9 protein-coding genes are annotated in these 14,869 nt (G+C 68.0%); 4 read left to right on the top strand and 5 right to left on the bottom strand.

The genetic code is table 11. The annotated features are described in order from the left end of the window. Positions 1-119 precede the first annotated feature (119 nt). The 5 genes from AC1U89_RS14215 to AC1U89_RS14195 form a co-directional block, all read right to left on the bottom strand. Complete coding sequence (locus AC1U89_RS14215) at positions 120-1,271, bottom strand: DSD1 family PLP-dependent enzyme (protein ID WP_479900343.1); 1,152 nt, start codon at positions 1,269-1,271, stop codon at positions 120-122. A 13-nt stretch (positions 1,272-1,284) separates the two neighbouring features. After that, on the bottom strand, positions 1,285-2,559 hold the full coding sequence (locus tag AC1U89_RS14210) for a D-arabinono-1,4-lactone oxidase (RefSeq protein ID WP_479900342.1): 1,275 nt from the start codon (positions 2,557-2,559) through the stop codon (positions 1,285-1,287). 55 nt (positions 2,560-2,614) lie between these two features. Continuing rightward, positions 2,615-3,316 (bottom strand): TetR/AcrR family transcriptional regulator, encoded by a 702-nt coding sequence (locus AC1U89_RS14205; RefSeq protein WP_479900341.1) that lies wholly within the window; start codon positions 3,314-3,316, stop codon positions 2,615-2,617. A 69-nt stretch (positions 3,317-3,385) separates the two neighbouring features. Beyond that, positions 3,386-4,573, bottom strand: coding sequence for an MFS transporter (locus tag AC1U89_RS14200; protein WP_479900340.1), 1,188 nt, complete (start codon positions 4,571-4,573; stop codon positions 3,386-3,388). Continuing rightward, positions 4,570-6,846: a TonB-dependent receptor gene (locus AC1U89_RS14195; RefSeq protein WP_479900339.1), complete on the bottom strand. Its 2,277-nt coding sequence runs from the start codon at positions 6,844-6,846 to the stop codon at positions 4,570-4,572. Before AC1U89_RS14195 ends, AC1U89_RS14200 begins: the two co-directional genes overlap by 4 nt. Before the next feature lie 219 nt (positions 6,847-7,065). Between AC1U89_RS14195 and AC1U89_RS14190 the strand changes: the two genes are divergently transcribed. From AC1U89_RS14190 to AC1U89_RS14175, 4 genes are all read left to right on the top strand, one after another. After that, positions 7,066-7,206 (top strand): hypothetical protein, encoded by a 141-nt coding sequence (locus AC1U89_RS14190; RefSeq protein ID WP_479900338.1) that lies wholly within the window; start codon positions 7,066-7,068, stop codon positions 7,204-7,206. A gap of 927 nt (positions 7,207-8,133) precedes the next feature. Next, on the top strand, positions 8,134-10,836 hold the full coding sequence (locus AC1U89_RS14185; RefSeq protein ID WP_479900337.1) for a TonB-dependent receptor: 2,703 nt from the start codon (positions 8,134-8,136) through the stop codon (positions 10,834-10,836). An 81-nt stretch (positions 10,837-10,917) separates the two neighbouring features. Beyond that, entirely contained in the window at positions 10,918-11,811 is an 894-nt protein-coding gene (locus tag AC1U89_RS14180; RefSeq protein ID WP_479900336.1) for a metallophosphoesterase, read from the top strand. Between the two features lie 77 nt (positions 11,812-11,888). Beyond that, complete coding sequence (locus tag AC1U89_RS14175) at positions 11,889-14,867, top strand: TonB-dependent receptor (protein WP_479900335.1); 2,979 nt, start codon at positions 11,889-11,891, stop codon at positions 14,865-14,867. Positions 14,868-14,869 lie beyond the last annotated feature (2 nt).

Here is a 14,869-nt window from a genome sequence, read left to right as displayed (position 1 = left end):
GGCCGGGTCCATTGGAGAACCGGCAGGATGGGCGCGACGCCCCGAGGGTGGATATCGAGGGATTGCCCTAGGCGGGCTCCTCCAAAATCCTCATTTCCTCGCGACGATCCGGGGAGGCGCTAACGGGAGCGCCCCCGCGCCGAGACGGGCCACAGCGCCACCAGGGTGTCGCCCTCGACCACGTGGTAGGTGTCGTAGAGGTTCACGGTCGGGTCGCAGTGCGGCGCGCCCAGGATCACGCGTTCGGCCAGGCCCGGCGGGGTCTCACCCGGCGGCGGCAGGATCGCCCCGTGCTCGTCGCCCATGAAGAAATACCGCGAACCGTCCGGCGCGCCGCCGACCACCTTGGGCGGCTCGGCGTCGGTCGACAGGGCCTTGAAGCCGGCGTCGATCGTGACCATGCCCGGGGTGTTGGCGCTGACCACCCGCGCGTCGATCAGCAGCGACGGCTCGTAGGGGCTTTCGTCCGCCCCCTCGCCGGCGATGTCGCAGACCAGGTACTGGCCGTCCATGAACACGTACGAACCCACCTGGAACTCGGTGAAGATCCCCAGTTCCGCGTCGATCCGGTGTGAGCCGGTGCCCGAACCGGACACGATCGGCGGCGCGCCGCCGGCGGCGGTCAGGGCTTCGATCACCGAGCGGATATAGGCGCCGCGATCCTCGAGATTGGCCTTGCGGTCGGCGAAGTTCTCGATGTGCTGCTGCATGCCGCAATAGCACTGCAGCCCGGCATAGATCAGGCCCGGCTCGGCCTGGATCGCCTGGAACAGGGCCACGGCGGCCTCGGGCGAGCCGACGCCGGTGCGGTGGATGCCGGGATCCAGATCGATCACCACCTTCAGCGGCTTGCCCGCGGCGGCCGCCGCCTGGCCCAGGGCCGCGACGTTGGCCGCGTTGTCGACCACCGCCATCAGGTCGGTGGTCCGGCCGTTCAGCGCGATCAGGCGGGCGACGGCGGGCGCGGAGACCACCGGCGAGGTGATCAACAGGCCGGTCGACACTCCGCCGTCGGCCAGGACCTCGGCCTCGCCGATCTTGGCGCAGCACAGGCCCACCGCGCCGGCGGCGATCTGCAGCTTGGCGATGTCGACGCTCTTGTGGGTCTTGGCGTGGGGCCGCAGCTTGACGCCCTTGCCCGCCGCGAACTGCGCCATGCGCAGGATGTTGCGCTCTAGGGCCGGCTTGTCGATCACCAGCACCGGGGTGTTGAGCTCGCGGCGCGAGCCGGGGGCCCCGATCAGGCCGGCGTGCAGGTCTTGGTCGGTCATGTGGCGGTCTCCGCTAGAGGCCGAAAAGTTGAGTCAGGTGAGTATTGGCGAACTTGCCGGTCGGGTCCCAGGTCTTGCAGGCGCTCACGAAGTCGCCGGCGCGCGGGTACAGCCGATGCACGTCGGCGGTCGTCAGGGTGTGCCGCTTGGCCCAGTGCGGACGGCCCGCGCCGTCGCGCAGCACCGCTTCCATCTCCGTGAACAACGGCCGCCAGGGCATCCTGGCGTACTGGTGGAACGAGATCGAGGCGCCGGGGCCGGCGTTGAACGGGCTCATCCAGATGTCGTCGCCCGCCGCCAGCCGGAACTCGAACGGGAAGGTGACGGGCAGCCGGCGCTTACGGATGTGGGCCATGGCCGCCTTCAGGGTCGGCAGGCCGGCGGCGCGCGGCAGTTCGTACTCCATCTCCTCGAAGCGGATGTTCCGCTCGGACGGGAAGATCTCATAGGCCGGGCCGGCGCGACGGCTGGGCTTGCCCATCATCCGCATCATCAGGCGCTGCAGCGACGGCGTCAGGAACGGGACGGCCGCGCAGATGTCGCAGATCGTCTTGAAGGTGGCTTCGCTGTCCTCGCCGACCTCCCGGGCCGGGCGCCCGGGTTCGCGCGACTCCACGGGGTGCAGGGTCTTGAAGATCACGTCGTCCGAATAGGGGAAGACGAAGAACTCCATGTGGCGCGTGGCGGCGGCCAGTTCGTCCAGCCGTTCGGCCACCTCCGCCAGCGGCCGGCGTTCGACCCGTTCCTCCAGGTGATAGGCGGGGATGACGTTGATCCGGATCTCTACGGCGACGCCMAGCAGGCCCAGGGACAGGCGCTGGGCCTGGTAGAGTTCGGGGTTCAGGTCGGGCCCGCACTCGACGATCCGGCCGTCAGCGGTCATCAGCCGAAAGCCGCAGGCCTGGGTCGACAGGCTGCCCAGCTCCGCGCCCGTGCCGTGGGTGCCGGTCGAGACGGCGCCCGCCAGGGACTGGGGATTGATGTCCCCCTGATTGATCAGCGACAGCCCCTCGGCCCACAGGGCCGCGGTCAGCTTCTTGAGGCTCCAGCCCGCCGGCGCCCAGACGGTCTTGCGGTCCGCCGCGATCTCGACCGCGCCCTCATAGTCGGACAGGTTCAGCAGCAGGTCGCCGGTCTCGCACAGCGGCATGAACGAATGGCCGGCGCCCACCACGCGGACCTTGCCCGCCTGGCCGACCAGCGCGGCCAGCTCGCCGGCCGTGCGCGGCCTGGCGATCAGGCGAGGGGAGGCCGCCACGCTGCCCGACCAGTTGTTCCACCCCGTCATCCGCATCTCCCCGTTCGCGATAGGAATGGCCGCGATGCAGTGATGATAGTAAAAACTATCGTTCTTGCAAGCCACCGCTCCAGGGCACCAGGGAGGGGTCGCCGAAGGTGTCGAAATAGCGCTCGAACAGCAGGCAGACCTCGCGGCTGAGCGCCAGGGCGTCCTGGTCCGGCTCCTCCACGGCCATCTCGGTGGCCGAATAGGTCAGCTCGACCATCATCCGCATCGCCAGCCGCACCCGGGCCTCCGGCGCGCCCGGATAGCGGCTCTTGAGGATCTCGGCGAACTGGCCGGCCACCATGTCGCGCGAAGCGAAGCGCAGCTGCTGCAGCATGGGCACGGCGCGCAGAGCCCGGCCGATCGCCGCGCCGCCGGGGAACCGGCGCGTCATCTCGATCATCTCGGTCAGCATCGCGACGTTCTTCTCGATGCGCTCGGCCGCCGTGTCGCCTTCAAGTCCGCCGGTCTCGATCCATTCGAAGACCTTGTCGTCCTGGGCCTTCATCAGCCGGTCGCCCAGCTCCTTGAGGATCGCGTACTTGTTCGGGAAGTAGCGGTAGAGGGCGGGGGGCGTCAGGCCGGCCCGCTTGCAGATGGCGTTGGTGGTCAACTGCTCGAAGCCGATCTCGCCCAGCATCTCGCCGGCGGTGGCCAGGACGACCTCGTAGGTGTCCTGCCCGCGCGCCTGGGTGGGCTGCAGCTTGGCGTCCAGCGCGATGTCGGGGCCGGCGGTCTTCTTGGCCGTCGCCTTCGGCATGGCGGTTTCTCCGTTCCAGTTGCCCTGGACTAGAACGCTTCGAGGAAAAAGGCCAATCCGCGCGAACCCTTAGCGTGATCGCGTCAGGTGCAGGAAGGCGACGATCACCAGGGTGACCAGGGCCAGCCCCACGCCCAGCCAGACCGCCGGCCGCACGTCGGCGCCGCTGACCATGAACGAGGCCAGCAACGGCCCCGCGCCGCATCCCAGCAGGCTGGCTCCAGGGCCGAGCAAGGCCGCCCGACGACTGGGATCCGCCTCGATGGCCAAGGGCGTAAGATAGGGCGAGGCAAACAGCCAGACGAAGCCGAACACCGTGGCGGCCGCCAGGAACACCGGGGCCGACGGCAGGCTGACCATCACCAGCAGGGCGACGGCGGCCAGCACCACCGCCGCCGCCAGCGACCAGAACCACGACAACCGGCCGGCCAGGGCCGTCGCCGTCGCGCCGCCCGCGACCTGGGCCGCCAGGGAGATGGCGAAGGCCGCGCTGGCGACGCTGGGCGGATGCCCGGCCTGGCGCGACAGGGGCTCGGCGTAGATCCACACCGCCAGGATGAAGGCCTGGAAGCAGAAGACCGCCGCCAGGGCGATCCAGCCCCGCGCGCTGGGCAGCCCCTTGGGATTGTCGTCGGTCTCGACCAGGGGCGCGTAGAGGCCTGGGATCGCCAGACCGGCGAGGGCGGCGGAGACGGTGAGGGCGGCCAGCACCACGAAGCCGCCGTCCGGGCCGAAGGAACCCATCACGAAAGCCCCGATCGCGGCCACGACGCCCAACTGCAGCAGGGTCTGGATCGTCAGGTACAGTCCGGCCCAACGCTCGGGACGCGGCGAGCGGACGATCATGCCGGTGATCAGCCAGATCATCGCGCCGGCCGGCAGCCCCGCGACGGCGCGGACCAGGATCAGCAGGTCGCCCGAGACGCGGGTCGTGGCCAGGTCCAGCGCCGCCAGCAGCAGACCGCACGTCACGGCCGCCAGCCGCAGCCGGCTCCGACCGAACATCGGGCCGACCACCGCCGCGCCGATCCCCATCGCCACCAGCTCGGCCATGCCGGCCAGGCCCAGCTGGTTGGCCGTCAACCGGCCGGCCGCCTCCAACCCGCCCAGGAGCAGGGGGCCGACACCCGGGAACAGCACCCCGACCAGGCCGATCCAGAACACCGACAAGCGCTGGATCAGGCTAGGCGGCTGGCCGATCCAGACGCCCGTCACGGCCGGCGGCGCGTCGCCGGCCTGGACCTCGGCCGCGCTCAATAGCGAGCCCGGAAATAGACGCCGTAGGTGCGCGGCGGACCCATGCTGAACACGTCGAAGCCGAAGGCCGCGATCTGGGTGATGTCCGAGATGTTGGTGGTGTCCGCCAGGTTCTTGCCCCACACGCCCAGTTCATACCGCCCGTCGGCGAAGGCACAGCCGACCTGGCCGTTGACGAAGGCCCGGGCCTTGTCGCTGAGCCGCTCGGTGTTGGCCGTGTCGTAATAGACCCTGCTGCGGTAGGTGAAGTCCACCTGGGTGATCAGGTCGCCGGCGCCCAGCGGATGTTCGTAGCGCGCCGCGCCGTTCAGGCTGACCTTCGGCGCCGAGGGCAGGGTGTTGCCCGAATAGTCGGCCGGGGGCAGGGACGGGTCCTCGAACGACAGGAAGTCCTTGTACTCGGCGCTCAGCAGCGACGCGCCCAGGGTCAGGCTCAGACCCGTGATCGGCCTGGCCTCGATCTCGGCCTCGCCGCCATAGACCCGCGCCTTGGAGGCGTTGGTGAACAGCTGGACGGGCAGGCCGTCGCGCTGGACCTGGGTGTAAACCTGCAGGTCCTTGTAGTCGTAATAGAAGGCCGAGACGTTGACCCGCAGGCGGCGGTCGAGGAACTCGCTCTTGGCCCCGATCTCGTAGGCGTCGACCGTCTCGTCCTTGTAGGGCCCCAGATCGCGGGGATCCGTCGTCTGGCCGCTGAAGAACCCGCCGCTCTTGGTCCCGCGGTTGTAGGTCGCGTAGACATTGGCGTCGTCGCTCAGGGCGTAGCGCAGGCCCAGCCGACCCGAGATCGAGCTGAAGGTCTTCTGGTTGTCGTATTCGAACAGGGTCAGCAGGCCGTAGTCGACGTCGCTGACATAGTGGAAGGTCTTCTTGTCCTGCGACCAGCGCAGGCCGCCAGTCAGGGTCAGTTTCGAGGTCAGGTCGTAGTCCACCTGGCCGAAGGCGGCGTAGCTGGTGGTCTTCTGGTGCAGGGGCCAGCCGAAAACGCCGACGCTGTTGGCCGGGTCCATGCCGGTCGGGTTGTTGACCGGGTCCGGGACGCGCAGGACCTCCAGGACGTTGTAGTGGCTGTTGTTGTCGAGGTTGTCGCGCGCCGCGTAGAGGCCGGCGACCCAGCGCAGGCCGGTCGCGCCGTTCGACTGCAGGCGGAACTCCTGGCTGGTGGTGTCCTGCTTGGCGATGTAGCGGGCGTCGAAGATCGAGATCGGGTTGGCGTCGGTCTCTTCGTAGTCGTCGCGCTTGGCCTGCTGGTAGCCGGTGATCGAGAACAGGGTCACGCCGCCGAAGTCGTAGCTGATCGCGCTGGTCGCACCGAACAGCTTGACGATGTCCTTGCCCTCGAAGCGGTAATCGCCCTCGTACTTGTTGTCGCTGGTGTTGGCGTAGCCGGCGACGTTCGTGCACTGGCCGGACGTGTAATAGGCCGGCTTGCAGAAGATGTAGCCGTAGGTCGGATCGGGATCGGCCGTGCTGGCCGCCTCGGCCGTCTGGGCCACCAGCGAGCGGTTGTAGGTCAGGATCGAGCCGCCGCTGGATTTGCTGTAGCTGGCCGAGACATCGACCGTCAGCTTGTCGTCGGGCTTCCACTGCAGGGCGCCGCGCACGGCCTTGCGGTCGGCGTCGTTGCCCTTGTTGCCGGTCAGGCGGTTCAGCGTATAGCCGTCGCTCTTGTCGTAGAGGCCGGCGATCCGGAAGGCCAGGGTGTCGGCGATCGGCCCGCCAAAGCCGCCCTGGACGTTGAGGGAATTGAACCGGCCGTAGTCGACGGCCAGGTCGCCTTCAGGCGTGCTGCTCGGTTTCTTGGTGGTGACGTTGATCGCGCCGCCGGTGGTGTTGCGGCCGTAGAGCGTGCCCTGGGGTCCACGCAGCACCTCGACCTGCTGCAGGTCGTAGAAACCGGCCATCTGGGCGAGGGGGGAGGCGACATAGACCCCGTCGACATAGACCCCCACGGCGCTGGCCGTGGCCGGATTGAAGTCGTTGACCCCGACGCCGCGGATGAAGATGCGGGGATTGGCGGCGTTGTCGTCGGTCTTGATCTGCAGGCCCGGCGAAAGGCCCGACAGCGCCAGCACGTCGCCCACGCGCTGGTCCTTGAGCTGGTCGGCGGTGAGGGCGGTCACCGACACCGGCACGTCCTGGAGGTTTTCCGATCGTTTCTGGGCGGTGACGACGATCTCGTCGAGAGCGGTCGCCTCCTGGGCGTGGACGTGACCCGCCGCCGCCATCATCGCCATCCCGGCGACCCCCGCGAGCACCTGAAGCTTCCGCATTCCATACCCCCGTCACTGTTTTTATGAGGGTTACAGTAGCTAAAGCTATCATTATGGCAAGCGACGTTCGCGGAGCGTCGTTCGACCGTCGACTACGCCCCGAACCAAGGCAGTTTTCAGCCCCATGGCGCTCGAAATTCGGGCGTCGCGTCTCAGGATTCCCCCCGATTGGCCCGCGGCGCGAAAAGCGTAGTCTGTGGAGCGCTGAGGGAGCACGTCATGCACACATCGCACTTCTGGCAAAGCGCAGGACTCATCGCCATCATCTTCGGCGCGGCCGTCCTGTCCGCCATGATCGGATCGCGGGCCCATGCGGCGGAACCTTGCGGCCTGGCGGCGAGCCTGACGCAGACGTTCTGACGTTTCCGGACGGTTCGAGACGATCCGGCCCGTAGCGTGCGGGCCAGCCGTTCGCCGTCAGCCCAACCGGCTGCAGCCGCTGTGGCGCGCGGACGCCCGCGTCATGGACGTGGCGATCCAAATCCGCGCCAGGATTGGGATAGCTATTATTTCCGATAATATTACTTAGACGATATACATTGCCACGAACGGGCCCGCCACCGTCAGGACGTCCGTTTCTTCTGTCCTGGGCGTTTTCGCAGCCCTGTGAGCGCTGATCGGGCCGATACCAGCGACACGCTGCTGTATGTGAGCGCCGGCGAGGCTCGACTGTCTGGAGGCTTCGGGCGGGCGATCGAGCCGGCGGCATGGACGGTCGTCGCCGTTGCATCGCCATCGGTCTGATCGCCAGGACCGCGGTCACGTCTGACGCGACAAACGCCTGAACCGCGCGGCCAAGGCCTCCGCCGTCCGAGCTCTCAGATCTTTCGTCTGACGTCGCCTTGCTGCTGTACGCCCCGAAACACCGATCCGCATCGCTCAGCGATCTTCCACAAGTTATCCACAGGCCTCCAGGGGCCGGCGCCGGCATCGTCGACGTTCTCGGCCAGCGCGCCGGCGGAGCAACGGCGAGCGCCAGCGCCGAGAAGGGCGGGTCCCCTCCCCTTGAATCCGACGTCACGGCCACAGACGAACCGGTTCAGGCTCTTTGGCGCGCGGCAACATCAAGGAAAATATTCCTACACCTTCGTTGCCGCACAAGCCAATCAGGTCGATTGTAGGAAATAATTCCTACCGCCTTCTCGACGAGCATTCGGTCGAGGCCCGGCGACCGCGCCTGTCAAAAACACTTCACACAAAACCCGGTCCCCGAACGTCCAGCTCCAAACTCTCCCTCCCGACGGCGCTTCGGGATGGTCCCCGACGGCGACCGATCGGGGATAGACCATGCGCACCAAATCCAACTGGATGACCACCACCATGCTGGCGACCGGCCTGCTGGCCGTCGCGGCCGGCCAGGCCATGGCCGCCGACGCGGCGCCGGCCCAGCCCGGCGCCGACGAGGTCGAGACGATCATCGTCACCGGCTTCCGCGGCAGCCTGGCCCACGCGCGCGACCTCAAGCGCGACGCGGTCGGCGCGACCGACGTCATCGTGTCGGAAGACATCGCCGCCTTCCCCGACCTGAACCTGGCGGAATCGCTGCAGCGCATTCCCGGCGTGACCATCTCGCGCGACTCCGGCGAGGGCCGGCAGATCACCCTGCGCGGCCTGGGTCCCGACTTCACCCGCACCCAGCTGAACGGCATGGAAGTGCTGGGCAACACCGCCTCGGGCATGGACAACCGCGGCGGCGTCAGCCGCACCCGCAGCTTCGACTACAGCCTGTTCGCCTCGGAACTGTTCAACCGCGTCACCGTCCAGAAGTCGTCGTCGGCCGAACAGGACGAAGGCGGCATCGGCGGCACGGTGTTCCTGACCACCGCCAAGCCGTTCGACTATCCGGGCTTCAAGGCCGTGCTGTCAGCCAAGGCCCAGCAGAACAGCAACGCCGACGACAAGGTCACGCCGCGCGTGGTCGGCCTGATCTCCAACCGCTGGGGCGATTTCGGGGCCCTGGCCTCGGTGGCCTACGGCGTCAATGACTCCAACGAGTTCGGCTATCGCAGCTTCAACTGGGGTCCGATCCGCGCCAATCCGGGCAACATCGGCCCGGGCGTCAGCGCCGCCGACGCGGCCAAGCTGACAGCCGCCACCCCGACCATCTACGCCCCCCAGGCCGACACCTATTCCACCTGGTACGACCGCCGCAAACGCCTGGGCGCCACCCTGTCGCTGCAGTACGAGCCCGGCGACAAGCTGAAGCTGGGTTTCGACGCCCTGTACAGCCAGCTCGAGAACAGCCGCCAGAACTTCGCCCTGGCCACCTCGGGCATCAACAGCCTGACGGGCAACATCACGGGCACCCAGGTGATGCAGAGCGCCGTGATCCAGGGCAACACCCTGATCGCGTCCAGCTATACGGGCGTGGACCTGCGCAGCGAGTTCAACCGCGAGGAGGACAAGACCAAGTTCTACCAGACCGCGCTGAACGGCTCGTACCAGGCCACCGACAAGCTGCTGCTCAAGGGCCTCGTGGGCTACTCGAAGTCGGACTACAGCCTGCCGGTGTTCGACAAGGTGTTCCTGGAATCCAAGAACCACGCGTTCAGCTTCGACKACCGTCCCGAGATGCCAGTCAACACCTATGACGCCGGCCTGACCGATCCCAGCAAGTGGGACCTGATGCGGATGGACACCCAGGAGAACCGCATCTCCTCGGAATACACCAACGCCCAGTTCGACGCCGTGTTCGCCGCCAACGAGACCTCCAGCTTCAAGGGCGGGGTCGAGTACAAGAAGTTCGTCAACAGCGGCGCCCAGTGGAGCGACAAGGAGTTCAAGAACGTCCCGGCCAACACCGTCATCCCCAACACCCTGAAGATGACAGTCCCGTTCAAGAGCCTGGGCAGCTACATCGTCGGCGACGTCGACCCCGTCTACGCGCTGATCGGCCAGGTCCGCGACCTCCAGGCCCTGGGCGCCAAGTTCGCCACCCCCGGCACGAACTACACCGTCACCGAGGAGACCCAGGCGRCCTACCTCCAGTACGACCTGAACACCACGATCCTGGGCAAGGGCGTGCGAGCCAACGCCGGCCTGCGCTACTACTCCACCGACCTGACGTCGGAAGGCATGCTGAACACCGGGACCAGCCTCCAGCCGGTGTCGATCAAGCACAAGTACGACGGCGTGCTGCCGGCCCTGAACGTCGCCGTCGACATCAATGAGGGCATGGTGGCCCGCTTCAGCGCCAACCGCGACATCAGCCGCCCGGCCCTGGGCGACCTGGCCGCCGCCGGCTCCCTGACCACCGCCCCGTTCGGCGGCACGATCAGCACCGGCAACCCGAATCTGACGCCCTTCACCTCGGACTCGATGGAAGGCTCGCTGGAGTTCTATGACGGCCGCGTCGGGTTCTTCTCGGTCGGCGTCTTTTACAAGAAGCTGAAGTCGTTCATCACCAGCCAGACCAGCGTGATGCCCTACTCCCAGACCGGCTATCCGCTGTCGTTCCTGCTGCCCGGCCAGGACGGCTCGATCATGTACAATGTCAGCCATCCGGTGAACGGTCCGGGCGCCGACATCCAAGGCCTGGAGATCGCCTTCCAGCGCGACTTCGACTTCCTGCCCGCGCCCTTCAACCACCTGGGCGTGGTGGCCAACGGCACCTACGCCGACGGCTCCTCGCCGGTGCTGATCAGCGGTAACTGGGTCACCCTGCCCTTGATCAACCTGTCGAAGTACAGCGCCAACGCCACGATCTACTACGAGACCGACACCTGGGGCATGCGCCTCTCCAGCGCCTACCGCGACAAGTACCTGACCGGCGCGGGCGGCAACGGCAACATCGGCGACGGCGTGAAGGCGACGAACAACATCGACTTCTCGGCCCACTACAACGTCCTGCCGAAGCTGAAGCTGACCCTGGAGGGCATCAACCTCTCCAACCAGCACGTCATCCAATACACCGACGTGACGGCCCAGCGGACCACGGTGAACGTCAGCAGCGGCCGCACCATCCTGATCGGCGCGACCTACGAGTTCTAGGTCCGTCGACGAGGACCCGTCCGGCGCGTCGCCCCCTGCGCGCCGGACGGGATTTTACGCATCCCGACATCGGAGGCCGCCATGGCCCGAACGTTTCTCGACCGCCGCGCCTTCGTGGCGTCGGCCCTGGCCCTGTCGGCGCCCCCTGCCCTCGCCGGCTCCGGACCACTGCGTGTCGGCGCCATCGCCGACTGTCAGTATGCGGATGAGGACGACAACGGCGCGCGGATGTATCGCCGCTCGCCGGCCAAGCTGCGGGCCGCCGTCGACCATTTCAACATCCTGGACCTGGACCACGTGGTCCACCTGGGCGACTTCATCGACAAGGGCTGGTCCAGCTTCGACGCCCAGCAGCCGGCGATCGACGCCCTGCGCCATCCCTGGCGGTTCGTGCTGGGCAACCACGACTTCGCTGTCGACGACGGCAAGAAGGCGCTGGTCGCCGCCCGACTGGGCATGCCGGCCCGCTACTACAGCTTCGAGACCCGCGGCTGGGTGTTCCTGGCCCTCGACGGCAACGACCTCAGCGAATACGGCTGGCCGGCCGGAAGCCCGGAACTGGCGCTGAGCCGGCGCCTGCACCGCGAGCGCTTCCCCGGCGCGCCCGACTGGGACGGCGGGATCGGCGCCGCCCAGTTGCAGTGGATCGACGCGACCCTGGCCGACGCCGGGCGGCGCGGCCTGAAGGCGGCGCTGTACTGCCATTTCCCGATCTTCCCGGCCAATCCGCACAATCTGTGGAACGCGGCCGAGGTCACCGACCTGGTGGTCCGCCGGCACGCCGCCAAGGTCTGGATCAACKGCCACAACCACGACGGCAACTACGGCGAGACGGGCGGCCTGCACTGCGTGAACCTGAAGGGCATGCTCGACACCGAGGAGACCGCCTATGCGGTGCTCGACTTCGGATCCGACCACCTGGAATTGACCGGTTTCGGGCGCCAGACCAACCTGCGGCTGAAGCTTCGCCGTTAAGGGCCGAGCTTCAAATAAGTGACATGCGATCCGGCTAGGAGACGCGCTGGGCGTAACGTGACGGTCGACTGCGAAACATGGGGTGGCGAAAGGCGGCTCTGCTCACCCGGCCGTCGCTTCCGGCGCTCGCGACCCTCTTCCTTCTGTCGGGGCTGACGCCGGCCCACGCCCAGGCCGAGATCCGGCCCGCCCCGCGCCGGTTCGACATCAGCCAGGGCGACCTCGCCGACGCCCTCCGCATCTTTTCCCAACAGGCCGACGCGCCCGTGATGACCTTCGTCGACATCCGCGGCAAACGCGGACGGCGGGTCTTCGGCGTCCTGCGGCCCGAGAACGCCCTGGCGTTGCTGATCAGCGGCGAGGGCCTGCGGATGAGGCCCGTGGCCGGCGGCTACGTGCTGGGCCGGGCCGACCCATGGGACGTCGCCCCTCCCCCGCCCGCTTCGACCGAGGCCCCAGACGCCGCCCCGATCGAGGTCGAGCAGGTGATCGTCACAGGCTTTCGGGGCAGCCTGGCGCAGGCCCGCGATCTCAAGCGCCAGGCCCTGGGCGCCCAGGACGTCATCCTCGCCGAGGACATCGCCGCCTTCCCCGACCTGAACCTGGCGGAGTCCCTGCAGCGAATTCCGGGCGTGACCATCTCACGCGACACCGGCGAGGGCCGCCAGATCGCCCTGCGCGGCCTGGGCCCCGATTTCACCCGCACCCAGTTGAACGGCATGGAGGTCTCGGCCTCGACGGCCTCGGGCTTCGACAACCGCGGCTCGGTCAGCCGCACCCGCGCCTTCGACTACAGCATCTTCGCCTCCGAGCTGTTCAACCAGGTGACCGTGCGCAAGGCCTATGCGGTCGACGAGGACGAGGGCGGCGTGGCCGGCACGGTCGAGCTGCGCACCGCCAAGCCGTTCGACTATTCGGGCTTCAAGGCCGCTCTGACGGTCAAGGCCCTGGCCAACAGCGTCACCGACGGGGTCACGCCGCGCCTGGCCGGGCTGATCTCCGACCGCTGGGGCGACGTGGGCCTGCTGGTCTCGGCCGCCTACAGCGAGAGCGACGTCAACGAGTACGGCTATCGCAACTGGGGCTGGACCCCGATCAATGTCGCGGCCGCCAATATCGGCCCCGGCGTCTCGGCGGCCGACCGCGACCGGCTGATCAACGCCAAGGGCGACGCCCGGGTCCGCGCGCCCCAGGCCCAGACCTATTCCAGCTGGTTCGACCACCGCGCGCGCCTGGGCGTCACCGCCGCCCTGCAATATCGGCCCAGCGCCGACACCAGTCTCGACATCGACCTGCTCTATGGCCGGCTGAGCAACGATCGAGACGAGTTCTCCCTGGCCTCGGCCGGCAAGAACGGCCTGACCGGCGACATCCTGGGCACGCAACGCCTGAACAGCGTGACGATCCGCGGCGACGACATGATCCAGGCCGCCTATGACGGCGTCGACCTGCGCACCGAGCACAAGCACTCGACCGACACCACGGTCTTCACCCAGGTCGCGGTCAACGGCCGAACCCGGCTCACCGAGGCCCTCGAGGTCGCCGGCATGGTCGGCCATTCGCGCTCGGACTTCGAAGGCCCGGTGTTCGACAAGGTCTTCCTACAGGCCAGCAACAAGGCCTTCTCGTTCGACCTACGCGGGCCGGGCCGCAACGGCGTCAACACCTACGGCTTCGACCCGACCGATCCGGACGCCTGGAGCCTGATGCGGGCCGACACGCGCGAGGACGAGATCGTCAACGACTTCACGACCGGCAAGCTGGACCTGCTCTACACGGCCGGCCCCCGATCCGTCTGGAAGGCCGGCGTCCAGTACAAGCTGTTCCGCAACGACGGCTATCAGCGTCGCAACCGGGTCGATTACGACGGGACGCCCGTCCTGCCGGCGAGCATGAAGTTCGTCTCCGACCAGCGCTCGCTGATCCCTTACATCGTCGGCGACGTCGACGCGGTCTACGCCCTGCTGGGTCAGAAACGCGACCTGTCCCAGGCCGACGACCAGCCGGGGTCCGACTATTCGCTGACCGAGAAGACCGCCGCGGCCTATGTCCAGTACCAGTTCGACGGCCAGCTGGCCGGACGGCGCCTGCGGGCGGACGCGGGCCTGCGCTACTACAATACGCGCCTGACCTCGGCCGGGATGGTCAGCAACGGCGTGACCCTGGCCCCCGCCGTGATCGCCCACCGCTACAACGGCCTGCTGCCGGCCGTGAACCTGGCCTGGGATGTCAGCGACGACATCGTCCTGCGCCTGGGCGCCAATCGCGACATCAGCCGGCCCAGCCTGGCCGACCTGCGCGCCGCCGCCAGCGTCGACGCCGCGCCGTTCGGCGGCACGATCACGGTCGGCAATCCCGACCTGCGCCCGTTCATGGCCAACTCGGTCGAGGCGTCGCTGGAACTCTACCAGGGCCGCGTCGGCGCCTTCGCGCTCAGCGTCTTCCACAAGACCATGGAGTCGTTCATCACCATGGAGACGGCCACGGCCCCCTACGGTTCGACGGGCTATCCGCTGCAGTTCCTCAATCCGGGCCAGACCGGGTCGATCATCTACAACGTCAACCAGCCGGTGAACGGCGACGGGGCCACGATCTCGGGCGTCGAGCTGGCGGCGCAGCGCGATTTCGACTTCCTGCCGGCCCCGTTCGACAAGCTGGGCTTCACCGGCAACATCACCTACGCCCACGGCCGCTCCGACGTGATCATCGACGGCAAGCCGGTGTCGCTGGACCTGATGCAGCTGTCGCCCTGGACCTGGAACGCCACGCTCTATTACGAGACCGGCCGCTGGGGCGCGCGGGTGTCCAGCGCCTATCGCGACGGTTATCTGGACGGGGCCGGCGGCAACGGCAACATCGGTTCGGGCTTCCACGCCATGAACAACATCGACGCCGCCGCCCACTTCAACGCCGGGCGCGGCCTGAAGCTGGTGATCGAGGGGCTGAACCTCACCGACCAGGCCATCGACCAGTACGCCGACATCGCCGCCGATCGCCTGCTGGCCCGCACCCGCAGCGGCCGCACCGTCACCGTGGGCGTCGCCTATGAATTTTGACG

It is taken from the genome of Caulobacter sp. 05T431 (assembly GCF_056665975.1).
The sequence above is the reverse complement of the archived record's forward strand: the minus strand, read 5'-3'. Positions and strand labels throughout refer to the sequence as shown.

Coding starts and splice junctions, on each gene's coding strand:
- AC1U89_RS14215 (WP_479900343.1), bottom strand. CDS start 1,271: ATGACCGACCAAGACCTGCACGCCGGCCTGATCGGGGCCCCCGGCTCG.
- AC1U89_RS14205 (WP_479900341.1), bottom strand. CDS start 3,316: ATGCCGAAGGCGACGGCCAAGAAGACCGCCGGCCCCGACATCGCGCTG.
- AC1U89_RS14195 (WP_479900339.1), bottom strand. CDS start 6,846: ATGCGGAAGCTTCAGGTGCTCGCGGGGGTCGCCGGGATGGCGATGATG.
- AC1U89_RS14190 (WP_479900338.1), top strand. CDS start 7,066: ATGCACACATCGCACTTCTGGCAAAGCGCAGGACTCATCGCCATCATC.
- AC1U89_RS14175 (WP_479900335.1), top strand. CDS start 11,889: ATGGGGTGGCGAAAGGCGGCTCTGCTCACCCGGCCGTCGCTTCCGGCG.